Below are 24,738 nucleotides of genomic sequence, written 5' to 3'. Positions count from 1 at the left end.
TTTTACCTTATAATGATTTTAAACAATTAGACCCCTGAATGGCATTACTCGACTGGATTATTCTTGGTAGCACCCTACTCTTCATCGTGGCATACGGTGTTTGGAAAACACGTGGCAATAATAATGTGGACGATTATGTCCGTGGTGGTGACAACGTAAAATGGTGGACCATCGGATTGTCCGTGATGGCTACCCAAGCGAGTGCCATAACTTTTTTATCTACCCCGGGGCAAGCGTTCCACGACGGAATGGGCTTTGTTCAATTCTATTTTGGACTGCCCTTGGCCATGATCGTGATTTGCCTTGTGTTTATACCCATTTACAAAAAATTAAAGGTTTTTACCGCCTATGAAATGCTCGAAGGGCGTTTTGATCTTAAAACAAGAACCCTTACTGCTCTTTTGTTCTTGGTACAACGTGGGTTGGCTGCAGGGATTACCATATTTGCCCCTTCCATAATCCTATCCGCCGTATTGGGATGGGATTTAAGGACATTGAACGTGATTATCGGAATCCTTGTGATTATTTACACCGTGTCGGGAGGCACCAAAGCGGTTAGCATGACCCAGAAACAGCAGATGTTCATCATTATGTTGGGGATGTTTTTTGCTTTCTTCTTTATCATGGGAGCACTCCCTACGGATATATCTTTCGATAAGGCCTTAAAAATAGCTGGGGCGAACAATAAACTCGAAATTTTGGATTTCTCTTTTGATACCAATAACCGATATACGTTTTGGAGCGGTATTACAGGAGGCTTCTTTTTGGCCTTGGCCTATTTTGGTACCGATCAAAGTCAAGTGCAGCGTTATTTATCGGGCAAATCGGTTCGTGAAAGCCAGTTGGCATTGATTTTTAACGGGATTTTTAAAATACCAATGCAGTTCTTTATCCTATTGGTGGGTACCATGGTGTTTGTATTTTATCAATATAATTCATCTCCCTTAAACTTTAACCCTGCAGCTACCGAAGCTGTAATGCAATCGGAATATGCCAACGATTACCAATCGCTTTCAAAAGATCATAAGGAACTGGAAAAAGAAAAACGGATGGCGCAACATTCCTTTTCCGCAGCACTTGAACTTAAAGAGTACAATGCCATTGAGCAGGCAAAGCAGGATATTATTAAAATAAATGAAAAGGAAAAAGCAAATAGGGAGACTGCCAAAAATTTAATTTCCAAAGCAGATGGCACTGTGGAAACCAACGATAAGGATTATGTGTTTATTCATTTTATCCTAAACAATTTACCCATGGGGCTGATCGGTCTCCTTTTGGCCGTAATTCTCTCCGCAGCCATGTCTTCCACCGCTTCTGAATTAAATGCACTTGGCACCATTACCGCTTTGGATCTGTATAAAAGAAATGTAAAAAAAGAACATACCCAAGAACACTATTTAAAGGCGACCAAGGCCTTTACCCTACTTTGGGGAATCATTGCAATAATAATAGCCAATGTGGCCAATCTTTTTGATAATTTGATTCAATTGGTCAATATTATTGGTTCCATTTTCTACGGAAATGTGCTTGGTATCTTTCTACTGGCGTTCTTTTTCAAATTTGTAAAAGGAAATGCTGTTTTTGTGGCGGCAATCGTAACCCAGATTATTGTGATTGTAGGTTACAACCTAGACTGGATGTCCTACTTATGGCTGAATGCCTTTGGTTGTGTTTTGGTAATTGTACTGGCCACTATTACTCAGATATTCGATAACTTTTTAGGAAACTCCTCTGCTGTAGAGGAATAAAAAAACCCACTTAAAAAGTGGGCTTTCATTTTTATTTATTGTTACGTGGCAACTACATTTTTGCCCACTCTTTCAGGGAGTCCTTGTTCAATTTCACATAATCTTGGTTGCCTGCGGCTTGGGCAGCGGCCAATGATCTTTTGGCAGCTTCAATAGCTGCTTCTTTATCGCCCATTTTTGCATAGATCAAAGACTGTGTACGCATCATCCAGTACGCTTTTCCGTCACCCATTTCAACAGCTTTGTCCACCCACTCCTTAGCTTGCTCCATGTTCATACCTTCAGAAAAATAATACGAACCTGCTGCAAAATAGTCATTGGCTTTCAAATTTTTATTGTTAGCCATGGTCTCTTCTATACTTTTGATAGCTTTTTTTGCTGTAGGTACAATAAAGTCAACACCTACATAAGTGTTCTCCCACATAATTCCCAGGGTCCCTCCATTGTTATGAAGATCATCTATGGTAATGGTAAAAGATTCAATAGGCATCGGGATTTCCATTGTTTCCACTTTTACCGTTGCAGCCACTTTAGATGCATCCCATTCCTGCGGTGTGCCCCAATTCTCGGTATCGGTATAAAAGAAAACATCCCAAACGGCCTCATTGGGTCTTGTGTAAATAGCATAGGTACCTGCTTTTAACGGCTTATCCTGTACAGTGACATCATCACTAAAAGTAATTGTAGTGTTTTCATTGGCTCCAGTTCTCCAAATAGCATCAAAAGGAACCAAGTCTCCGAATATTTTTCTTCCCTTCATCGCAGGGCGTGAATATTTTACGGTAACATCGGTCAGTCCCACCTTTTGCTCCAATGTTGAAGCTGGGCTGGGCGCTGGTGTCTGTATTTGTGCTTCCAAGGAAAAACACATGGACACCATAAATAGTAAGAGTGCAAAATTTTTCATAGTTGTTATTTATATTAATAGTTCAGCATAACAAAGCTAAATATAAAGCCTCCCTCAAGTGTTAAGGAAATCTTAAAATAACAGCATTAAAATCAATCAAATACTACACTATTACTGACATTTTTTGAAAAATCGTAGAAAATATAAAAACCTTGGGATTGATTAGGGGAACACTTCTTGACATTTCCAACTTAGACCACTACAGTCCGATTAATCAAACTGCATCAAAAATAATTGACGGTTGGGCCAATCCTCCCTTAATAATATACCCTATCAATATTGAATTTGTTTCCAACAGCTAAACTCCTGTTAAGTATCTATTGTGTAACTTACGTTACTGCAACAACCATGATTATAGTTTAATTTTATTGCGAAATAAAAATCAATAAATATAAATTATGATATTATGGAGAATTCTTATTCAGAAAATGAAAAAGTAAATCAAATGCCCCGAATTGGGGATATGGCTCCGGATTTTGAGGCTTTAACTACCAAAGGAAAAATCAAATTCTCAGAATTTGCTAAGAATAAATGGACTGTTATGTTCTCTCATCCTGCCGATTTTACTCCCGTTTGCACTACAGAGATGAGTGGGTTTGCACAAAGAAAGGATGAATTCGATGCATTAAATACAGAGCTTATCGGTTTGAGTATTGATAGTATCCATGCTCACTTGGGATGGGTATAAAATGTAAGGGAAAACACCGGTGTATACTTCAACTTCCCGATTATCGCGGATTTGGACATGAAGGTATCCAAGTTATACGGAATGCTTCAACCCAATGAAAGTGAAACAGCGGCAGTGAGGGCAGTTTTCTTTATTGACCCCACTAAAAAAATCAGACTGATCATGTACTATCCATTAAATGTTGGTAGAAACATGGATGAAATTTTGAGAGCTTTGGAAGCACTACAAACATCGGATGAGCATAAAGTTGCCATGCCTTTGGATTGGAAAAAAGGAGACAAAGTCATAGTTTCTCCTCCCAAGACCTTGGACGAGTTGAACGAAAGAATAAAAGATGATTCTTTGGAAAAGGTAGATTGGTACCTTGCCAAAAAAGAAATCTAAAAAATGTTGAATATAGGGCACCCATTTAAAGGTGCCCTTTAAACCCTATTTTATGGAAATTAAACAGTTTGAATATAAACCTTTGGCACACTATTCTTACGCCATTGTGGACAATGGTGAAATGGCCGTTATAGATCCAGAAAGGAATCCTATGCAATACTATGCTTTTGCCCAAGAACATGAAGCAAAAATTGTAGCGGTTATTGAAACCCACCCACATGCCGATTTTATAAGCTCCCATTTGCAGATACACAAAGAAACCGGAGCTTCTATTTATCACAGCAAAGATTTGGGAGCCGATTATGAATACGAATCTTTTGATGAAGGCCAACATATTATGATCGGTGACGTCAAAATCTCTGCTTTGAACACTCCAGGACATTCCCCTGACAGTATTACCATTGTGGCCGAAAAAAATGGGAAAACTGCGTTGTTTACTGGTGACACCCTTTTTATTGGCGATGTTGGCCGACCAGACTTACGCGAAAAAGCAGGTAATATGACTGCAAAACGCCAGGAACTGGCCGAAATGATGTACCATACCATTCAAAATAAATTCAAAGACCTGCCCGATGGAGCCTTGGTCTATCCTGCACACGGAGCGGGCTCTCTATGTGGAAAAAATTTGAGTTCCGACAACAGCAGTACCTTAGGGAACGAAAAAATGGGCAATTGGGCCTTTAAACCACAATCAAAAGAAGAATTTGTAAGTACCCTTTTGGACAGTCAACCCTTTATCCCATCCTATTTTGGTTTTAATGTTGACACCAATAGAAAAGGTCCTGAAAATTTAAGAACATCCATAGCACAAGTGCCTCTGCAATTGAATACCAACATTAATGGGCTTATTGTGGACGTAAGGGACGAAACCGAGTTTAAAAAAGGGCACTTACCAGGAAGCATCAATATTATGGCAGTTTCCGAACACTCCAAATTTGAGACTTGGCTGGGAGCCATCATAAATCCAGAGGAGCCATTCAGCTTGGTTATTAAAAAGCCTTCCGATTTGGAAGGTATATTGGAAAGGGTTGCCAAAATTGGATATGAGAAACAAGTAAAATTAGTTTTAACGGTGGACGAAACTTCACTTGTACAAAGTGACAAACTAGATCTTACTCATTTTAAAAACAACCCAGGCGAATATACTATTGTAGACATCCGTAATCAAAGTGAAATAGAAGAAGGGAAGTATTTTGAAAGTGCTTTGACCATCCCTCTCAACGAACTAAGGGCTTCATTAACACAAATACCACAAAACAAACCTATTATAGTTCACTGCGCGGGAGGATATCGAAGTTCGGCCGGAAGTAGTATCATTGAAAGCATCAGTGATAATGTTCAGGTCTATGACCTTGGAGACAACATCAACGATTTTATTTAAAGTATGTAAGATAAATATCCGATTCACCACCGACCACCAAATACTTTTGCTAACTTGTAAAAATAGAACTTAATAGGTATCAAAAAATAGATGCTCATACCCATTCTCATAGGACTTTACATCATAATTGCCCTTTTGATGGTTGTTAGTTTGCTGTTGAATGGGGTTAGGCCCAGCAAGACCTTGGCGTGGTTGTTGGCCATTTTTACCATTCCCGTGGCCGGTGTTCTTCTCTATATTTTGTTTGGCAGGAACAGAAGAAAAGTTAAAATGTTTTCTTTAAAAAATCAGTTTGATCCTTTGGATGAATTGGAAAATGCCCATTGCCATTCAGAAATATCCGCCAACAAACAAAAAATAACTTCCTTGATCAACAAAACTTCAAAATGCCCCGTTACCTGCCTTAATGATCTGGAATTGCTGAAAGATGGGAAGAACACCTTTGAAAGTATATTTGAAGCGCTGGAAGAAGCCAAAGAACACATTCACCTACAATATTACATTTTTGAAGACGGGATTTTGGCCGATAAGCTATTGGAAGTTTTTGAACGAAAAGTAGCTGAAAACGTTACTATTCGATTGTTGTATGATGGGATTGGCAGTTACTCCTTGAGTAAAAAATACCTTAAAAAACTAAAGCAAATCGGGGTGGAAACCGCCCAATTTCTTCCCTTTAAATTTGGAAGGTTCCTTAGCGCGCTGAATTACCGAAACCACAGAAAAATTATTGTAATCGATAATAAGATTGGTTTTACGGGCGGTATCAATATTTCGGATAAGTACCTGAAAGGGGACCCTGCATTGGGCAAATGGCACGACACCCATTTAAAAATTGAAGGTGAGGCTGTTGATTTTTTGAACCGGATTTTTGTGGGTGATTGGTTTCTTGCCAGTGAAAAAAAAGTGGATATTGCTGCATTCAAGACGTACAAGGCCCCAAAAAAAGGTGCCTCGTTGCAAATAGTTCCAAGTGGTCCTGATGATGATTTTGATGTTATGGAACAGGCCTTTTTTTCCATTATCAATAATGCCGAGAAATACCTTTACATTGTTAATCCATACATCATTCCAAACCATGCCATTTTACAAGCTCTTATTACCGCAGCATTAAGCGGGGTAGATGTGAGGATTTTAATGTCGTCCAGTACAGATATTAAACTTGTGGACTGGTGCGTTAGGGCCTATTACGAGTCGTACCTTAAGGCCGGAATCAAAATTTATTTGTACGATGATGGTTTTTTGCACAGTAAAGTTATGCTGTGCGATGATGAGATTGCCAGCATTGGTACGGCAAATCTCGATAACAGGAGCCTACAGCAAAATTATGAAGCACAAGTCTTTGTTTATGATGTCGCCCTGTGCAAACGCATGAAATCTGATTTTTTAAAGGATTGCGAAAAATCCATTGTCCTAACAGATTATGAAAAATACAAAAATAGACCTTGGATCAAAAAATTGGCCCAAGGCTTTGCCAAATTGTTGAGCCCTTTGCTATAACGAGATGGTTTCGTAGCCCAATTCGTTTTTACAGATTTTCCCTTCTTCCCAACAATCGAGGTTATAAATGGTGGTCTCCGCGATTCTTTCAAGGGCTTCTTTGGTTGCGAAGGCTTGGTGTGGCGTTAAGAGTACGTTGGGCAATGCAATCAATTCTTGTAAAAGTGCATCGTTTAATCCTGTTTTACTGTTATCCTTAAAGAACACACCTCTTTCATGTTCATAAACATCTGTGGCATACCCTCCAAGATGGCCATTTTTTAATGCGCCGATAACGTCTTCCGTTTTTACGATACCTCCTCTTGCCGTATTGATCAATAAAGCTCCTTGCTTCATTGCCAAGAACAATGGTTCGTGAAAAATGTGGTGTGTTTCATAATTCAAGGGCACATTTATACTGATCACATCCGACCTTCTGCACAGTTCTTCCAAAGGAAGGTACTCCACATCATAATGATTTTCTAGGTATTGGTTCCGCTTCACATCGTTGGCTACCACCTTGCATCCGAAAGCATGGAATACTTTTACCAAAATGGAACCGATTCTTCCTGTTCCCACAATACCGACCGTTTTTCCGTTCAGATCAAACCCTACCAAATCATCCAATAAAAAATTGTACTGTTTTACTTGGGCATTGGACTGGATCAACTTACGGTTTAGTGCCAACAATAGCCCTACCGCATGCTCGGCTATGGAGTGGGGAGAATACTCTGGAGCATAGGCCACTTTAAGCCCTATTCGTTTGGCGGACTTAACGCTTACATTGTTATAGCCCGTTGATCTTAGGGTAATGTATTTTACTCCGAGCTCTTTTAGAATCTCCAAAACCACCAAAGATGCTTCGTCATTTGAAAAAATGGAAATAGCATCGTACCCAGCTGCCATAACCGCAGTTGTGGAGTTAAGTGTATCGGTTACGAATTTGATCTTATGCTTGTTACCGTTGGATTTTTTCAGTTCTTTTATCTCAAAATCCTTAGTGCTGTACACCAGTACTTTCATATACTTTGTTTCTAAATAAGCTTAGTTTAACAATCTTTTTTGCTTTTTGCGTTTGATCACGTTGGATACGATATTGAATATTTTGGTTTTGGAGTCCCTGTATTTTACAAAATAATCTTCCATCTCCTTGCCCAGATCATTATGCGTATCCAAGTAGGCCTCCTCCATTTTTTCTTGGTTTACCTCATCCACCATAATCTGGAGTTGATTCTCGTGCAATTGTATTTTTTTGAAGAGGTCTACCAAGTCGGTCTCCAATTTGTTCAGGGACTCAACAACGGGTTGTACGGTTTTGAACATATCGGAATCTATAATGTCCAACGTATAGTCCTTTACCATTTGGTTCAGAAATTTTTGCTCATCCCGGGCAAATTTTAATTCAGAAGACCACTTTTTTGATTCTTCGTGCAGCTCGTCCGCACTAAACCATTCCCTAAACTTTCTTTTGTTTGATTTTGTTTCCATCACTTAAATGCTTTGAGCGGCAGATGAAAGTTCATCTGCCGCGAACTCTGGTTATACTACCTTTATTACTTTTTTCCGTTCTTCCTCGGCCTCTTCCTTTTTAAAGACTTTAAGGCTAAGGATACCATTTTTGTAAACAGCCTTTACTTCTTTTGATCGATCAACAGAAGCGGGCAATTGCAAGGTTCTCGTAAATGCATTGTAGTTGAATTCCCTTCGGGTAAAAGTTTCTTCTTCCTCGGTTTCTTCCTTTTCTTTTTGTGCAGAAACCTCCAATACATCATCTTTTATAGTGATCTTGAAATCTTCTTTTTCGAATCCGGGTGCGGCAAATTCAATTTCAAAATCATCTTTGTGTTCCTTAACATTCATTGACGGGTGTTTTTTTTCCAAATTGAAAAAATCATCATCAACAAATGCATCTCGATTGAAAAGATCAATCAATCTCTCGTTCCACGGAAATCGCTTTCCGTCCAATTTTACAAGCGACATAACTATTTAATTTACTGATTAATGAATATTTGACAATCCGACAAGTACTATATTTTACGTTACAAAACACGGTCATGTCAGTATGATGGTTTCTTTTTTTTGAGCACAGATCCTGCATAATCATAAACCTCGTTTTTAAGATTGATGTAGGCTTTGATATAATCCGTTATTTTCTCATTGAGGTTCTGGTGCTTTTCGTAGTAGTGGTCATCACATTCATCGTGTACACATTCAAAAATGCCACCAAGTCCATTCTCATGTTTCCTAATGGTTTCGGATAGTGATTTTCTTTTTCTCTTGGAATTGTTAAAATGTTCTTTGAATGTTTCCAGACGCTCAAAGAGTTTGGGAGTACATGGCTCAAACACATAAGAATCCAACAGTCCTTGGATAAAGGCCATTTCTCTTTCGATAAACTGTAAATAGGATTTCCAATTTTGCAGTTCTCCGTGCATTACCTCTATTTGTCTCTCCCTTAACATTATTGTGGCACTTTATTAAATTGCTATTGAATGTAAGGTTTGGTCGGTTATTGTGAAATGATCTAAATCATATTAATGATTTTTTAAGTGGCATCCGGATACCGGTCATCCATTCCAAAAGATTGTTTCACCAATGCTTTGAACTGGTTCTTAGTCATGCTATCCACCGTTTTTGTGGCCTTTATCTTCGCGGCTAATTTTGGATGGTTGTCTTTTAGGGACTCAACAAATCTTTCCGGGGCCTCGGCCGGTCCAAAAATGGCTATTTGATCCGCATCGGAAATCTGTTCGGCTATCTCTTCAAAATAATTTTTCAATTGGTGTTTTTCCCTCTCAAGATATTTGCTGTCCTGAACCACATCTTGCGGGCCCCATCTGGTTTTGGATCGTGACCCTCCCTTGGGGTTAAAAAATTCCAGTTCCGAAGGAATGTTAAAATGACTTTCCTTTCCATTCTCCAATATTACTCCGTTGGCTTCTAATTTGTCCAACCATATTCCTATTTGCTTCATAAACTCATCTTTTTTTAGTTATCATTCAATTCCAAAATGGGCACCTGGGGGTCAAACCCTATCTTTTTCACCAAGGGGTTTGAAAGGATACTTCCAAAGAACAAATGCTTTCTGTTCAAAAAGGTTACCATGTCGCAATTGTTCTCCTCTATAAACTTGTTGATGCCATCACTGATCTTATTTGCGGGCAAAAAATACATTTCATAATCTGTACCCTGTAAAATTTCTTGTAACAATTCCTTGTTCACCTCTTCTTTTCGGCTGAGTTTTCCATCCTTGTCCTTATCTATGTGTACCACATTGATCTTTGCATCGTGCAATTTGGCTATCTCTATTAAGTCCCCTATTTCTTTTCTCTTAAAAGGGGTTTTGTAATCTGTGGGAAAAACAATCTCCTTTGGTATTTGGAACATATAATCGTTGGGTACCGCAATAACGGGGCATTCTCGTATCTGCTCCATCACATTTACGGTATTGGTACCAAATATGCGGGCTTTGGATTCGGTAATCCCTTTGGTGCCCATTACAATAATATCAATGTCCTTTTTGTCGATTACAATTTTAATGGCCTCGCTTAAGCTATTGAAGGTTGTAATGGTATGGAATTGGTGCTTATTATTTTGAGGGTGCAGCTTTATAATTTGCATCAATCGTTCCATGCCTTCTTCGGACTCTTTTTTTGCCGCTTCATAATAAGGTTCCCCTATTTCGGGAACTCTCATACTGTCCAAAGTATAACCTGAAATATGAAAGGCATTGAGTATATAAAAATCGCATCGCACATTACTGTATAGCTCCATTGCGTACCTAATGGCATTCAATGCATTTTTGGAATAGTCCGTGGGCAACAAAACTCTCTTGTTCATAATGGTTTTTGTTTTAACGAAAATTACAATACCTCAAAATCTTGTACCATGATATTGGTCAACTGTTCGGCAGGATCAAAAAGGGTACCTTCAATTTTGTATTGAGCTCTTTAATGATGCCTTTTCCAATAAACTCCAAGAAAAAGTGATGTGGGTAATACACCATACAGAGTATATCTATACCCCAGAGATCCACGAATTCCAAAATGGTGTTCGCCTTACCATCAAATACGGGTAAAGCAACTTCTTTGGAGCTGTTTTCGGAAATGGCACTGAGAAAATCGGTCTTATTTTTCTTGGCCGTTCGATTATCTTTATTTTCCTCAATGATCATGGGGACAATTGCACTATTTGTTAAACCACTAAAAAATTGGAGGGTTTTAATGTTCTTTTCTGCAATTGGTCTCGCGTAATTGGATGTAAATGCGATTTTATTGACTTTTTTAAAATCAATCTCCAAAGGAACGATCAACACAGGACAACTAGTTATTTCCCTTACCAGTTGCATGGCATTGTTCCCGAACAATATATGTTTTATCTCTTCTTGTTCCTTATTTCCGATAACGGTAAGGTCCACCTTGTTCGATTTGGCATATTCAGCAACTCCCTTGGTCATATCGGAGCAAAGTGAAACTTTTTTAAAGCTGTGTCTTTTGTTCTCTCCCACATCTCGGACCAAACGGTGTACCAAGGCGTCCAACCCTTGGCTTGAATCCAGTTTCGCTTTTTCCATATCTGGATCATTCTCGCTACTGCACACATTTACAATATGAAATATGCATTCCTTGCCCTTGAACAACTGTGCTGCATAGTACAATGCATTATAGGAATTGTTGGAAAAATCGGTGGACACTAAAATCTGTAACATGGCTTTGTTTTTTACTTATGGGTTGATGGGAAGTACTAAAAAAGGAACCTTGCTGTGAAAACCTATATTTTTGATTATCGGTTCTACAAACAGGCGTTCCAAGAACGTATGTTTGTTTTTTACCATAGCGAGCATTTCCACCGGGGTTTCTTGTTGAAACCCATTAATGGCCTCTATCAATTCTTGGTCCGGTAAATCGTAAAACTTATGGTTATGTTCCAGTAATTTACCTTGCAGATAGGTTTTATGGTCTGTCTGATCAATATTAAGCCCTTCTGGAGCAGTTACGTGCATTATGTGCAGTTTGGAGTGCCATAGTCTTGAAAATTTGAGCAGAAAATCCAGATTGACTTTTTTATAATCCACTTCATAGTCGGTGGGGAACAGAATATTACGTGGGGGTTCATATTCAAAACTAGAAGGAACGGCCAAAATTGGAATGTCCGATTTTTGGATTACATGTACCGTGTTGGAACCAAAAAGAATTTCCTTGGCACCGGTTGCTCCTTGTGTCCCCATCACAATAAAATCTATATTTTCTTTTTGGGAAATAGATGTAATCTCGTCCGTCAACGAATTAAAGGCCGTATGGGTAACAAAAGTATGTTTTGATACATTGAACTGGGCTTGGGTTCTCTCTCTGGTGTTTTCCAAGGCTTCCTCCGCCCTATATCTTTCATCATCGGGCAGGCCCAATTGCCCAGGGCTGCCCAGTGTATAGTCAACCCTATAAATGGCCGGGGTATAAGTATGTACCAAATAAAATGTACAGGTGGAATTCTCCAATAATTTCACCGCGTGTGAAATGGCATGGAATGCATTTTCGGAAAAATCGGTGGGCAATACTACTTTGATCATAATTCCATTATTTAAAAACCTACTGCTGTTAACAAAGCTAATTATGGTGTTGGTCAAATACTATGATTTACATCACATACCCACACCATTTTAAAGCTATAAAATAGGTTCTTAACTCCCCAAGGAATTCAAGAACAGTTAAAAACAGTGCTTATTCGTGGATCACGAAGAATGGAACTTTTGTATGGAAACTTATTTGCTCCACAATGGAATCAAAGAGGATTTGCTGGATAAAGTTTAGGTTTTTGGCCACCATCACGATCATATCGATCTCACGGCTCTCCATAAAACACTGTATGGCCGGCTTAACCTTTTGGTTTGTAATGGTATGCATACTGTACGCTTCAGGTAATGTATCCTCTAGAAAATCCAAAAGGTGCTCCTTATTCTTCTCTTGCTCTTTATTTAGACTGTCCCCTTCCTTTAAGGCATTCATGACCCTAAGCTTGGATTTTCCCAATTCCACCATTTCTTCCATTGGGTGTAAAATACGTAAGGAATAAAAAATATTGAAATCTGTGGGAAAAGCTATTTCCCTGGGTTTGGACAGTTTAACTTGGTCAGGAACAATAAGGGTGTTGCACTGCACTTTGGTAATAACATCACCAGCATTGCTTCCCAATATTTTCTCTTTGATTCCCGAAGCCCCCTTGGTTCCCATTACAATCAGGTCAATGTTTTGCTCCGCTATGTGTTTTTTGATGGTAGAAGTAAAAAAACCATACTCATGCAATGCAAAAAAAAAGTGGTTTGCCTCGATGCTATGCTTCCTGCATTCCTTAACCAAGTCCAATAATTTTTTCTTTGTGTTTTCTGTGGGCTCCCCATCTGATTCCTGAAAGGACTCGGCATCTATCTTTGTATCCAACAACGTACCGACATAGAGCAAATAAAAATTGCATTCCAGGGAACTGAACAGTACCTGGGCATACCTTAATGCCTGAATGGAGTTCTCGGAAAAATCTGTTGGAACAAGAACATTTTTCATGTGTCATAAATTATGGGCACAAGTTTATCATTCGCAGAAAAAAAAGGAATGATAAATATCACTTAAACTATTTATGACACGTATTTTTTTAATTCACGCTCTGCAATGCTTGCTTATCCAGCACCATAATGCTTCTGTTTTCTATGGTGATAAGGCCTTCGTGTTTAAAATCCGACAAGGTTCTGATGAGGCTTTCCGTTGCAATACCGGCCACCCCGGCCAAGTCGCTTCGGGATATTTTTAAGGGTTCCTGCTTATCTTTATTAATGGCCCTGCTGAACATTAAAAGGGTCTGGGCCGTTTTTTTTCTTACGGAGCTATAGGCCATTTGCAACAACTGGTTTTTAATGTTTGCCAAATCACCTGTTATAACATCCATAAGTTCTAGGGAAACACTTTTGTTGTCTTCCAAAATGCCCTTCACTTTTTCTTTGGATATTCCGGCCAATTCCACTTCTTCCATTGCCAATGCGTATTCCTGATATGGCAAGTGGTCCGTCAAAGAGGTGAATCCTAAAAAATCGTCTTCGGAGTACACCGATGTAATCAGTTCTTTTCCTTCTTCGTCCAATCCACAACTTTTTACAACCCCTTTTAAAATTAGGTACACCATGTTGGAGTGATCGCCTTTGGAATAAATTGTTTCATCTTTTTTAAAGGAAAAAATTTGGCCATGGTCATCAAAAAAGTTCTTCAGCTCGTTCAAAGATCTAATTTCCTGTTCCTCCGATGTTGTTTTGGGGTATTCTGCCAGAGCGGCTCCCATTTCTTTGGCTTTTTCCAACCTGCATTGAATGGCAGACAAAAGTTCTTCCTCTTCAAAAGGTTTGGTCAAGTAATCATCAGCCCCAAGGTTCATGCCCCTTCTAACATCTTGCTTCTCGGTTTTGGCGGAAACAAAGATGAAGGGAATGTAACGGGTAGTCTCAATTGATGAAAGTTGTTCCAAAACTTCATAACCGTCCATCTCCGGCATCATAATATCACATAAAACCAAATCTGGTTGTTCTTTAATAGCCTTATCCACCGCTATTTTTCCATTTGATGCCGAACACACTTTAAAACCGGACAATTCCAACAGTTCAGCTACATTTTCCCGTAGCGAGGTGTCATCCTCAACCAGTAATATTTTTTTCATTTTCCTTGTTATTTATGGGTATGTACAATGTAAATGTGGAACCTCTGCCCAATTCGCTTTTAAAAGTTACATTGGCGTTGAGGTTGTGCAGGTGCTGCCTTACAATATTGAGGCCAATGCCGGTTCCTTGTACGGTGAGCACATTGCTGGCCCTATAATATCTATCAAAGATAAAGGGTTGGTCTTCCAAAGGTATTCCCAAACCTTGGTCGACAATATCAATATAAAGATGTCCATTTTCTTTTGATACCACAAGCTCAATAGTCGAATCTTCCGGTGAATATTTTATGGCATTGTGCACAAGGTTTGAAAGGGCCAATCCCAAGATTTTTTCGTCAAATTCCACTTCAATCCCATCAATGTTCTCGGGATATTGAATTCGCTGCCCTTCCTTTAGGAGCATGTTGGAATCGTAGACCACTTCATTGATCAATTTACTCAAAGGGAAAGGGGACATGGAATAGTTGACCTTTCCAAGGTCCAAACGCTCTATGGACAAAAAGTCCGTAAGGATATTGTCCAAATACTTTACCTTGGATTTGATGGTGCCAATGTGCTTGTCCCTTTTGTCCTGCTGTTCGGTTTCGATATATTTGGACAAGAGTGAGGTAGAAGTTAGGATACTGCTGAGCGGAGTTTTAAACTCGTGCGAGACCAAGGAAAGAAACTTCGTTTTCAGCTCATTCAGTTTTTTCTCTGCTTGGAGTGCCTGTTTTAACTGCTGTGTACGCTCCTCTACCTTGTTCTCCAGTTGTTGGGTATAGTTTTTTCTTTCGGTAATATCCAGTACAATGGCCACGCATACTTCTTGTTTGCCCAATAATGATAATTGTAGGTGTACCTCAACTGGATAAGTGGAACCATCTTTTCGTTTGTGGATCGTTTCAAAAATTACTTTTTCTTTCCTTTTTGATAGCAAGGGGGATACCAGCCTACGAAATACCTCTTCGGTAAGTGCTGGTTTAATGTCCATCACCGACATTTGGCCCAGCTCTTCCATACTATACCCTAAATTGTGTTGGGCACCTCGGTTTACATTGATAAAGACAAATGATTCTGCATCAAAAACATAAATTTCGTTAAGGGACTCATCAAAGATTCGGAACCAATGGTCCATCGCCTCTTTAGCTTTCTTTTGCTCGGTAATATCCATGATCAGGGCCAAAACATATTTTTTTTGGCGCAGTTGGAACGGATTTAGACTTATTTCCAAAGGAAATTCACTACGATCCTTACGCCTCCCCACCAAATCCTTGCCTTTTCCCATCTGTCTGGCCTTGCCCTCTGTCATAAAATTATTGGCCAATCCAGTATGGTGGTTCCTTATTTTATCCGGAAGTAATAATTGTAACGGTTTACCGACAAGTTCACCCTCGGGATAACCGAACATTTTATCGGTGGTAGTGTTGCTGGCAGTAATCATTTGTTGTTCATCAACAACAAGGATGCCTTCCGAGATTACCTCGGATAGCATACGTAGCACATTACTTTTTTCAAATACTTCCAAAACAAAAAATGAATTTACTGATTTTAGTCATGAGGGGAAAGCTTTAACATGACTATATTTAAACTTTTACAACTAAATTTAAGAAAATGTTGGAATCTAAAAAAAAGTTCGGAAACGAACTTTACCAAAGCTTGGGAAAATTGTTCTATGCCATGGCCATGGCTGATCACAGCATTCATATGCAAGAAGTGGAAAAGCTCAACGAAGTGGTTCGTGATTACTGGTTAGAGGTCGATGATATTGAGGATGAATATGGTACGGATGCCGCTTTCCAGATAGTGTCCGTTTTTGATTGGCTATTGGAATATGAAAAGGACAGTGAAGAAATTTATGAAGAATTTGAAGCGTTCTATACAGACAACAAGGTTCTGTTTACTCCCCAGATCAAAAATCTGGCCATGTCCACATCAAGGGCCATTACCGCTTCTTTTTCGGGGAGCAATAAAGCGGAACTCATTTTATTGGGGCGTTTGCAATTGCTCTTCAACAATTGATTATAGTTTAATGGTCATTACAGGTAATTTGGCATGGTTGGATACATTTTCCGCTAAACTTCCCACTACAAAATGGGCCAAACCCTTTCTTCCATGGGTTGGAATGACCAATAGATCGGCACCCTTCTCATTACAATATTTAAAGATTCCCCGTTCTAAACTTGGGTGGCTGTAAAAATTGATTTGAACATCATTGCCCAACTCTTTTTTGAAGGCTTCCATTCTTTTCTCCACGATATCGTACCCTATAAAGTTTGCCCCGGTGGTATTGATATATACGACTTCCAAACTGGCCTTGTATAATTTGGCAAATGCATCTGCTTTCTTGTAAACCGAAATGTTTTCCTTGGCTAAATCACTGGCCATTACTATTCTTTTTATTGTAAAATCTTCGTGCTGATCTTTGATTACAATTACGGGGACATCCGCGGTGCGAACCACCTTTTCTGTATTGGAGCCAACGAACAGTTCACTAAAACCACTTGTTCCGTGCGAGCCCATTACGATCAAATCACAATTTTTCTCCCCAGCTACAATGCCTACCTCCTCAAAATCTTTATAATTTTGGATAATTGCTTCTAAAGAAATCTCTTTCATATACTCTTTTTCCGTATACTGCTTGATTTTTTCTTTGGCCTGATTTAGATAATATTTGGCCTCGGCTTCCTCCGCTATTTCAGAATTGGCCAAAACAGAATCTGACACACCGATCATATGAAGCAACACAATGCCAGCTCCATGCTGTTTTGCAATTTTTGAAGCTACTTCTAGGGCGTATTCGGAATGTTTGGAAAAATCGACAGGTACCAATATTTTTTTCATGACTTTCGATGTTAAGACAAAATGGTTCTCTTTTAAAAAAAGGGGGATGAACCATCTCCATTTGTTACATTTTCCCTTAAAGGTAAGATGGGGATGTAACAACTCCTATGATCTTGGTCATATCTAAAATTGATAGAGTGTTTACTTGAATGTGTCCAGCTTCTTTTTAAGCGAGGCCACTTCTTCTTGTAAACTTTCCACTTGCCCTAAAAGATGATGGATAGCTTGAATTCCTTCGGGGTTTATATCCAACTCCTTATGCAGGCGCACCATTTTTTCCAGAAGCGGTAAATCCTCAACATGAAGCTTTCCCTCATCTTCTTCGTATGCTATTTGTAAAATCTCGTATTCGTACATGGAGTAAACAAAAGATTCCCCAACCCCATGGCATTCACAAAAAGTTTTAATGGATATGTAATTCTCTTGTTTCATGTTTTTTTATTCTAGGTTGGTTTTCTCCAAAGATTCAAAAAGCGATTGCTGCTCTTGTGTCAAGTTCTTGGGTATTTTTACCGTATAGGTGAGGTACAAGTCACCAAATTGGCCTTCCTTTTTGTATTTCGGAAAGCCTTTACCTTTAAGTTTCACCTTAGTGCCGCTATCCGTGCCAGGGGCCACTTTTAATTTTACCTTTCCTGTTAGCGTATCTACTTGAATTTCTCCCCCAAGCACAGCTTTTACCAAAGGAATTTCAACTGTTTTATAAAGGTTTGCTCCATCGCGTTTAAATGCGGTATTGTTGGTAATGGAAAACGTAATGTACAGGTCGCCAGCAGGGCCGCCTTCAATTCCTGGTCCACCGTGCCCTTTTATTTTGATGGTCTGCCCATCTTCGATACCAGCGGGAATGGTCAAGCGGATATTTTTCCCATTTACGGTGAGTGTCTGTTTTTGGGCAGTGTATACATCCATCAAGGACAATTGGAGTTGGGCGTTGTAATCCTGACCCCTAAAACGAACCCTTTGCCTTCCTGAGCCAAATCCAGATGCTCCCCCTCCGAACATGGATTCAAAAAAGTCCGAAAAATCTTGAGCAGACCCTCCAGAGCGACTGTAGGTATAGCCTGAATAATCCCCACCTCGACTTTGTTGGGCTCTTGACCGTTTCGCTTTCTCAAACTCTTCCGCATGCTGCCAATCTTTTCCGTATTCGTCGTATTTTTTCCTTTTCTCGGGATCCGATAGCACTTCGTTGGCCTCGTTAACGCGCTTAAAGTTTTTCTCCGCCTCCTCGTCGTTGGGATTTAGATCGGGATGGTATTTTCTTGCGAGCTTTCGGTATGCTTTTTTAATTTCGTCGGTAGGTGCTTTTTTATCTACCCCCAATACTTTATAATAATCAATAAAATCCATAGGCGATACAGAAATCTGAATTTGTAATACCTCACATTACTCTTTCAAATTTCGTTAAAAATCTTCTTTTTTTACAATGACCTTTATCAGTATCCATTCAGATACTTTTAACCAACGCTTTTCATTTTTATATCTTCCCAACAACATTTACCTTTAAGAAGACTCAATTTCCAAATAATGATCGTCCATCAGTTTGACCAGACCAATTCCATCCTGAATACTTTTATTTCAGAAATCAGGGATGTAAAAATCCAGAAAGATCCCATGCGTTTTCGACGCAATATTGAACGTATCGGTGAGATTCTGGCCTACGAACTCAGCAAAACCTTGGATTATGGGGAAAGCGAAGTGAAAACTCCCTTGGGCGTTAAAAAATCGTTTTTATGTTCGGACAACTTAGTGCTCTGTTCGGTACTGCGGGCCGGCCTCCCATTGCACCATGGTATTTTAAGTTATTTTGATGGAGCCGAAAATGCCTTTATTTCGGCATATCGCCATCATCCAAACAACGATGATGATTTTGAAGTCATCGTGAAATATTTGGCCGCGCCATCATTAGAAGGTAAAATTTTGGTGTTGACCGACCCCATGTTGGCCACGGGTAAAACTTTGGAAAATGTGCTCGGCGCCCTTAAAAGTTATGGAACCCCCAAGCAAATTCACATTATATCGGTAATCGGCTCCAAATCTGGTGTAGCAAAGGTTGAAAAGGTTTTTCCGAAAGACACACAACTTTGGATCGCTGCCGTTGATGAAGGCCTTACCAGCAAAGGTTATATTGTACCCGGACTTGGCGATGCAGGCGATTTAAGTTACGGAGTAAAATTATGATGCATTACAAAATTACCTCAACAACCTCGTGCATTTTGGGAATATGACAATTCCAACCAAATTTTTCATAGACCTTATTCTTGTAAGCATCCAAGGCGGATTTTTCCCCATGTACCAGAAACACTTTTTCAGGAACATTTTTTATAGATCCCATCCATCTCAACAGTTCGGCTTGGTCCGCATGTGCCGATAGGCTTTCCAAATGATGGACCTTGGCTTTAATGGGAACATATTTTCCATAAATTTTAAGTTCCGTTGCTCCTTCGAGTAGCTTTCTTCCCCTAGTTTCCTCAGCTTGAAACCCAACAAGTAAAATGGAAGTGGAATCCATTTCAGCCAATTGCTTTATGTATGTGAGAACCCGACCTCCAGTGACCATTCCGCTACCTGCAATCACAATTTTTGGTCTGGGGTCATCAATAGTCTCCCAAGTTTCGGCATAGGAGCTCACTATATTGATATGGTTGTACATATTTCTGTATTCCGCCGATGTTAGCTTGTGCCAGTTGGGAAAACTCTTGAATACTTCCAATACATTGTTCCCCATGGGGCTATCCACAAAAATGGGAATATTGGGTATCTTGTTCTTCTTGTAAAGCTTCCACAATTGGTACATTAGGGATTGTAAACGTTCCACCGCAAAGGAAGGAATGATCAAAATACCTTTTTTATGTAAAGTCTCTTTTACGAGTTCCGTTAAGATCTGCTCTACATTTTCTTTAGGATGATTCCTATCGCCATAGGTGCTTTCCACAAACAAATAGTCGGCCCACTCCGGTTGTTTTGGTGGGTTGAGCAATTCATCGTTTTGCCTGCCGACATCACCTGAAAATACAAATCGTTTTCCATAGAGATCCATATCTAAATAGGTAGAGCCAATAATGTGCCCATTGTACAAAAATGTTACGGAACAATGGTCCGAAAGGGAAATCTCCTCTCCCTCCTCGACTTGTTCAAAAAACTTCAAGGTAAAAGCAACATCCTGTTTTGTATACAATGGCAGGGCAGGATCATGCTTGCTGTATTTTTCTTCATTGGCCCTCTCCGCTTCTTCCTCCTGTATTTTGGCACTATCCTCCAATATGATGCGGGCAATTTCCAAGGTGGGGCCAGTTCCGAGTATCTTTCCCCTGAATCCTTGTCGGACCAGAAGCGGTAAATATCCACAATGGTCCAAATGTCCGTGGGTAAGCAGCACATAATCCATTTGCGAAGCATCCACAGGCAGCGACTCCCAATTTTGTTTTCGTAATTCTTTTACACCCTGAAACAGACCACAATCCACCAAAATTTTGATTTCTTCGGAGTGCAGGTAAAATTTTGAACCTGTCACCGTTTCCGAGGCACCTAAAAAATAAATTTGAAGTTTTTTCATCCGTTTACGAATTACAAAGTGATTTCATTTCTTTCAGAATCCGTTGTTTTCTACCATTGGATACCCCTAAATGGTCGAGCAAAAAGCTATTCTTTATCAATTGTCTGCACAGCACAATATCGCGTTCCAGCAAAAATTGCTTTTCCCTATTGGACAACAATGTTGAAACCGTAATGGGGTATAATCGCAATCGGTCTATTCTTTCTTTTAAACCGTTTCCATGCGGATAATCCCAGCTTAAAAGATAGAGCCCGACACATTTCCCATATTCTAGGGCATCTTGCGTAAAACGGGTGTTGGTGGCCAACCAACCTTTGGTTTCCTTAAAGTCCTTATTGTTTTGGGACTCTAAAGGCAACTTAACATCTTGGTACCTGGAATGTATGTACAAAGGAACCTTCACATTGCATTTTAACCCATCCTCACCATGAAATTTGCACTCAATAACATTCAAGGTTTCATTTTTTATGGCTACAACATCAATTTCGTGAGACACACAATTGCCTTGCAACACTTCTCCTACTTTGGTTTGATAACCGGAGTAATGCAAAATACCGCTGATAAATTTCTCAAAGGGGAAGCCAGTTGGGCCAAGTTCGTAAATGGCCTTTTTGAGTTTATATTTTGATGCGTAGACCGACTCCTTTTTCTTTAATAGAGCAAAGGCTCGGTTGTAAATTTCTCGAGTGGTGATACCATGGTAAAGTTCGTCCTGAACACGCTGCACAATTTCTTCGACCATATCATCGGAAGCCCCACTGTACTGAAGTGATTTTTTTAATTTTTCAACAGAAAATCCGACCTGTTCCCCTGTAGATTTGGTAATATGAAATTCCTTGGTTGCCATGCTACTAAAATACGCAACCTTTTAGTTCCCATCCTCAAATTTGATCAAAATCGGGTGTGGTTGGAATGCTTATGTGAAATAGGTATTATGAAATGGCGCTTTCAGAGACATCGACTTCCTTAACTGTCTTCCCTTTTTGAATGGACAGCCGAACATCTTCCAAAACCAAATAAAGACAGGGTACGATCACCAAGATAATCGCCGTGGCGAACACAATGCCAAACCCCAACGAAATGGCCATCGGAATCAAATAAAAGGCTTGGCTGGATGTTTCCAAAATAATGGGGGCCAGCCCACCAAAGGTGGTCATGGTCGTTAAAATAATGGGACGAAATCTTCGTAACCCTGCTTCGTGAATGGATTTGTAGATTGGGTCGCCCTCTTTTCGACGTTTGTTGGCGTAATCAATCATGATCAAAGAATCATTTACCACCACTCCCGACAATGCAATAACTCCCATCAAACTAACCAAAGAAAGATCGTAGCCAAGCAAAATATGACCAATTACGGCTCCAACGATTCCAAAAGGAATGGCCGTCATCACGATCAAGGGTTGCACATAACTACCAAAAGCTATGGCCAACAAGGCGTAGATCAAGAGCATGGCAATGGCAAAACCGGAACGCAATGTACTTGTGCTTTCCCGCATATCGGCCTGACTTCCTTCAAAAGTCCATGTTATTCCGGGAAAATCCGCTCTAAGCTGGGGCAAGGTTTCTTCCTGTACTTTAGCTATGACCCTATTTACGGTATTTGCGGGTTCCACGTCCATTCCTACGTTGACTACTCTACGGCCATCCCTACGGTTGATACTGGTAAACGCTTCACGTTGTTTTACCTCAACAACATCCATTAAGGGTACTTCTACCCCATCCTGCGTTCTAATGAGAAAGTTTTCCAGATTTCTGATATCCTTTCGTTCTTCCATGGGCAGTTTTACCCGTACTTCTACCTCATCCATGCCTCTGAGTTGACGCATCGCCAGAGCCCCAAAGAAGCCATTTCTTACCTGTCTCCCTATATCATTGGATGTTAACCCAAGGTTTCTGCCCTGTGGCAACAGATTAAAATCATATTGCATCTTCCCGTTGTTGTAGTTGTCGGTAACGTCTCGGGTATTGGAAAAAGCTTCCATACGCTCCACAAAAGCAGCACTGGCTTTTTCCAGCACCTCAATATCGGTATGGCTCAAATCAATGCTTATGGCTTGCCGTGCCCCTCCCGGTCCACGTTCTGCCTCAAAAGTAATTTGGTCCACGCCCTCGATATCTCCAATATTGTCTCGCCAAAGTGCAATTACTTCTGCTGCGGTAATATCCCTTTGGTCGGGTGGCAGCATCACGATTTCCACATCAATAAAGTTTTGTCCCCTTACATTGGTCTTGATGCCTTCGGCAACTTCGTACAGGTTATGTTCTTCGAACATTCTTTGGGTGGCATCAGAAATATCGTGGGCGACCTTTGCTGCTTGGTCGGGCGTGGTACCTACGGGCAACCGCACCCCCGCCTCAATTTCATCTGCCGCTACTTCGGGCATCATGATCATTCCCATGTGGCCGCTATACCCGTATCCGCCCACAATCAACAAAAGGGCTATGGCACTGCACAATGTAATGTAACGGTGTTTCAGGCACTTATCCAGCAATGGACGATAGCGCCTATCCACAAATTCATTGAATGCATTGGCGAAAGAACTTTGCCACCCCTCCAATTTATGCACCCATTTGTTCTTGCTTGGGTCTTTCTTTAAATGCGCCAAGTGTGATGGCAAGATGAACAAAGCTTCCAACAACGATACGGCCAATATTACGATGACCACCGCGGGCAATGGTTGCCAGAATTTACCTGTTTCGCCCGGCATAAACAGTAAGGGTACAAAGGCAATAATGGTGGTGGTAATGCTAAAAATAACAGGTTTGGATACATCTTTGGTTCCTGCAATTGCCGCTTTTAGGGGGCTCAATCCTTTTTTGCGGTATTCGTATACATTTTCCCCTACCACAATGGCATCGTCCACCACGATACCTAGTACGACCAGGAATCCGAACATGGAAATCATATTGACGCTTATTCCGATAAGGGGCAAGAAAATTATCCCTCCAACAAAGGATACGGTCATACCCATCATCACCCAAAATGCCAATCGGTATTCCAAAAACAACGTAAGGATCAACAATACAATTATAATGGCCAGAATACCATTCTCCGTCAATAGGGACAATCGCTCCCTATAATCGGATGCTCTATTGCTATCAACACGGTGATTAACACCTGGAGGCAACTTAAAGTCCTCTAAAATACCGAGCACAGCATCTTCAATTTCCAAAGGGGATTGGTCTCCAACCCTAAAAATTTGAAGTCCTACATAATTTTGTTGATTGAATTGACCGTGAAACCCGGTTTCTTCAAAACCATCGGTAATGGTAGCAATGTCGCTGAGACTTACCTTTGCCCCGGAAGGTGACGTTACAACAGTGATGTTTCCGTATTCCTCCGCCCACTGTTTACGCTCTTTCATCCGCAGTAAAATTTCCCCGCTCTGGGTCTGTACCGCACCTGCAGGCACATCGTTACTGCTTTGCTGAATAATGTTGGCTACCTGCCCGAGGGTAAGGTTGTATTTTTGAAGATTATTCCTTGTAATTTCGATTCGGGTCTCGTAATCGGGGACATTGTTGAGTTCTACCTGCGTAATTTCGGGATTGCTCAACAAAATGGTTCGTAATCGCTCCGCAAGTATCCGCAGGGTCCAAATATCGGTTTCTCCGTATAGACCGATTTGCAGTACATCCCGCTGTCGTGACCTTAAGCTTACTTCGGGTCGTTCTATATCGGCTGGAAAGGTTCGGATACGGTTGATGGCCTGATCAATATCCTGAAAGGCTTTCATGCGCTCAAAACCAGCAACCAACTCAATGCTGATTTCCCCAGAACCCTCATTGGCCTGTGAAACGATTTCCTTGATGCCCTGAACACTACGCACAGCTTCTTCCACAGGCTGAAGCACGCCTTGTTCCACTTCTGCGGGAGAGGCTCCTGGATAGGCTACGGATACATCCACAAAATCAAGTTGAAACTCGGGGAATACTTCTTTTTGGATGGTGTACATCGTAAATATACCCCCGCCCAACAATATCAGCATCAATAAATTGGCGGCAATGGAATTTCTTGCCATAAAGCCTATGGCTCCTTCTTTTCTTACTTTTTTGTCCGAATCCTTTTCTTCCATCATA

General features: G+C 40.3%; 23 protein-coding genes and 1 pseudogene. 6 read left to right on the top strand and 18 right to left on the bottom strand.

Going from position 1 to position 24,738, the window contains the following annotated elements; genetic code table 11:
- Nucleotides 1-38 precede the first annotated feature (38 nt).
- Nucleotides 39-1,748, top strand: coding sequence for a sodium:solute symporter (locus tag GO009_RS11990; RefSeq protein ID WP_163626441.1), 1,710 nt, complete (start codon nucleotides 39-41; stop codon nucleotides 1,746-1,748).
- Between the two features lie 52 nt (nucleotides 1,749-1,800).
- Here GO009_RS11990 and GO009_RS11985 read toward each other — a convergent pair whose 3' ends face one another.
- Nucleotides 1,801-2,655, bottom strand: a complete 855-nt coding sequence (locus tag GO009_RS11985; protein WP_163626440.1) for a DUF2911 domain-containing protein — start codon at nucleotides 2,653-2,655, stop codon at nucleotides 1,801-1,803.
- Nucleotides 2,656-3,061: 406 nt separating this feature from the next.
- Here GO009_RS11985 and GO009_RS11980 point away from each other — a divergent pair.
- The 3 genes and pseudogenes from GO009_RS11980 to cls all read left to right on the top strand — a co-directional run bounded on the left by GO009_RS11980 (nucleotide 3,062) and on the right by cls (nucleotide 6,605).
- Nucleotides 3,062-3,727 (top strand): annotated as a pseudogene (locus GO009_RS11980) (peroxiredoxin).
- A gap of 52 nt (nucleotides 3,728-3,779) precedes the next feature.
- Nucleotides 3,780-5,108 (top strand): rhodanese-like domain-containing protein, encoded by a 1,329-nt coding sequence (locus tag GO009_RS11975; RefSeq protein ID WP_163626439.1) that lies wholly within the window; start codon nucleotides 3,780-3,782, stop codon nucleotides 5,106-5,108.
- A gap of 90 nt (nucleotides 5,109-5,198) precedes the next feature.
- Nucleotides 5,199-6,605, top strand: a complete 1,407-nt coding sequence (gene cls, locus GO009_RS11970) for a cardiolipin synthase (RefSeq protein WP_163626438.1) — start codon at nucleotides 5,199-5,201, stop codon at nucleotides 6,603-6,605.
- Here the strand turns inward: cls and GO009_RS11965 are convergent.
- The 11 genes from GO009_RS11965 to GO009_RS11915 form a co-directional block, all read right to left on the bottom strand.
- Nucleotides 6,600-7,607 (bottom strand): 2-hydroxyacid dehydrogenase, encoded by a 1,008-nt coding sequence (locus GO009_RS11965; protein ID WP_163626437.1) that lies wholly within the window; start codon nucleotides 7,605-7,607, stop codon nucleotides 6,600-6,602. The genes cls and GO009_RS11965 overlap by 6 nt on opposite strands.
- A 21-nt stretch (nucleotides 7,608-7,628) precedes the next feature.
- Nucleotides 7,629-8,072, bottom strand: a complete 444-nt coding sequence (locus GO009_RS11960) for a hypothetical protein (protein ID WP_163626436.1) — start codon at nucleotides 8,070-8,072, stop codon at nucleotides 7,629-7,631.
- A 51-nt stretch (nucleotides 8,073-8,123) separates the two neighbouring features.
- Nucleotides 8,124-8,564 (bottom strand): Hsp20/alpha crystallin family protein, encoded by a 441-nt coding sequence (locus tag GO009_RS11955; protein ID WP_163626435.1) that lies wholly within the window; start codon nucleotides 8,562-8,564, stop codon nucleotides 8,124-8,126.
- 77 nt (nucleotides 8,565-8,641) lie between these two features.
- Nucleotides 8,642-9,046, bottom strand: coding sequence for a hypothetical protein (locus GO009_RS11950; protein WP_163626434.1), 405 nt, complete (start codon nucleotides 9,044-9,046; stop codon nucleotides 8,642-8,644).
- Between the two features lie 83 nt (nucleotides 9,047-9,129).
- Complete coding sequence (locus GO009_RS11945; protein ID WP_163626433.1) at nucleotides 9,130-9,558, bottom strand: hypothetical protein; 429 nt, start codon at nucleotides 9,556-9,558, stop codon at nucleotides 9,130-9,132.
- Between the two features lie 14 nt (nucleotides 9,559-9,572).
- On the bottom strand, nucleotides 9,573-10,424 hold the full coding sequence (locus GO009_RS11940) for a universal stress protein (protein WP_163626432.1): 852 nt from the start codon (nucleotides 10,422-10,424) through the stop codon (nucleotides 9,573-9,575).
- A 58-nt stretch (nucleotides 10,425-10,482) separates the two neighbouring features.
- The gene (locus GO009_RS11935; RefSeq protein ID WP_163626431.1) at nucleotides 10,483-11,292 is read right to left on the bottom strand and encodes a universal stress protein; all 810 of its coding nucleotides are present in this window, start codon (nucleotides 11,290-11,292) and stop codon (nucleotides 10,483-10,485) included.
- Between the two features lie 15 nt (nucleotides 11,293-11,307).
- Entirely contained in the window at nucleotides 11,308-12,150 is an 843-nt protein-coding gene (locus GO009_RS11930; protein WP_163626430.1) for a universal stress protein, read from the bottom strand.
- Between the two features lie 151 nt (nucleotides 12,151-12,301).
- Entirely contained in the window at nucleotides 12,302-13,138 is an 837-nt protein-coding gene (locus GO009_RS11925) for a universal stress protein (RefSeq protein WP_163626429.1), read from the bottom strand.
- Between the two features lie 88 nt (nucleotides 13,139-13,226).
- Nucleotides 13,227-14,276, bottom strand: a complete 1,050-nt coding sequence (locus GO009_RS11920) for a response regulator (RefSeq protein WP_163626428.1) — start codon at nucleotides 14,274-14,276, stop codon at nucleotides 13,227-13,229.
- Nucleotides 14,254-15,783: a PAS domain-containing sensor histidine kinase gene (locus GO009_RS11915; RefSeq protein WP_306770404.1), complete on the bottom strand. Its 1,530-nt coding sequence runs from the start codon at nucleotides 15,781-15,783 to the stop codon at nucleotides 14,254-14,256. Before GO009_RS11915 ends, GO009_RS11920 begins: the two co-directional genes overlap by 23 nt.
- A gap of 86 nt (nucleotides 15,784-15,869) precedes the next feature.
- Here GO009_RS11915 and GO009_RS11910 point away from each other — a divergent pair, with 86 nt between their 5' ends.
- Nucleotides 15,870-16,277, top strand: a complete 408-nt coding sequence (locus GO009_RS11910) for a hypothetical protein (RefSeq protein WP_163626427.1) — start codon at nucleotides 15,870-15,872, stop codon at nucleotides 16,275-16,277.
- Here GO009_RS11910 and GO009_RS11905 read toward each other — a convergent pair whose 3' ends face one another.
- The 3 genes from GO009_RS11905 to GO009_RS11895 all read right to left on the bottom strand — a co-directional run bounded on the left by GO009_RS11905 (nucleotide 16,278) and on the right by GO009_RS11895 (nucleotide 18,452).
- Nucleotides 16,278-17,099: a universal stress protein gene (locus tag GO009_RS11905; RefSeq protein WP_163626426.1), complete on the bottom strand. Its 822-nt coding sequence runs from the start codon at nucleotides 17,097-17,099 to the stop codon at nucleotides 16,278-16,280.
- A 141-nt stretch (nucleotides 17,100-17,240) separates the two neighbouring features.
- Entirely contained in the window at nucleotides 17,241-17,531 is a 291-nt protein-coding gene (locus tag GO009_RS11900; protein WP_163626425.1) for a chaperone modulator CbpM, read from the bottom strand.
- A gap of 6 nt (nucleotides 17,532-17,537) precedes the next feature.
- Nucleotides 17,538-18,452, bottom strand: a complete 915-nt coding sequence (locus GO009_RS11895; RefSeq protein WP_163626424.1) for a DnaJ C-terminal domain-containing protein — start codon at nucleotides 18,450-18,452, stop codon at nucleotides 17,538-17,540.
- Nucleotides 18,453-18,629: 177 nt separating this feature from the next.
- Between GO009_RS11895 and upp the strand changes: the two genes are divergently transcribed.
- Complete coding sequence (gene upp, locus GO009_RS11890) at nucleotides 18,630-19,283, top strand: uracil phosphoribosyltransferase (RefSeq protein ID WP_163626423.1); 654 nt, start codon at nucleotides 18,630-18,632, stop codon at nucleotides 19,281-19,283.
- Between the two features lie 4 nt (nucleotides 19,284-19,287).
- Here the strand turns inward: upp and GO009_RS11885 are convergent, their stop codons facing one another.
- The 3 genes from GO009_RS11885 to GO009_RS11875 all read right to left on the bottom strand — a co-directional run bounded on the left by GO009_RS11885 (nucleotide 19,288) and on the right by GO009_RS11875 (nucleotide 24,737).
- Complete coding sequence (locus tag GO009_RS11885) at nucleotides 19,288-20,658, bottom strand: MBL fold metallo-hydrolase RNA specificity domain-containing protein (protein WP_163626422.1); 1,371 nt, start codon at nucleotides 20,656-20,658, stop codon at nucleotides 19,288-19,290.
- Between the two features lie 4 nt (nucleotides 20,659-20,662).
- A complete protein-coding gene (locus GO009_RS11880) occupies nucleotides 20,663-21,505 on the bottom strand; it encodes an ATP cone domain-containing protein (protein ID WP_163626421.1) in 843 nt (280 codons plus the stop codon).
- A gap of 85 nt (nucleotides 21,506-21,590) precedes the next feature.
- Complete coding sequence (locus tag GO009_RS11875) at nucleotides 21,591-24,737, bottom strand: efflux RND transporter permease subunit (RefSeq protein WP_163626420.1); 3,147 nt, start codon at nucleotides 24,735-24,737, stop codon at nucleotides 21,591-21,593.
- Nucleotide 24,738: the final 1 nt, after the last annotated feature.

The organism is Allomuricauda sp. TY007 (genome assembly GCF_010468565.1).
In the GTDB taxonomy this organism is placed as follows: Bacteria; Bacteroidota; Bacteroidia; order Flavobacteriales; family Flavobacteriaceae; genus Flagellimonas.
The sequence above is the reverse complement of the archived record's forward strand: the minus strand, read 5'-3'. Positions and strand labels throughout refer to the sequence as shown.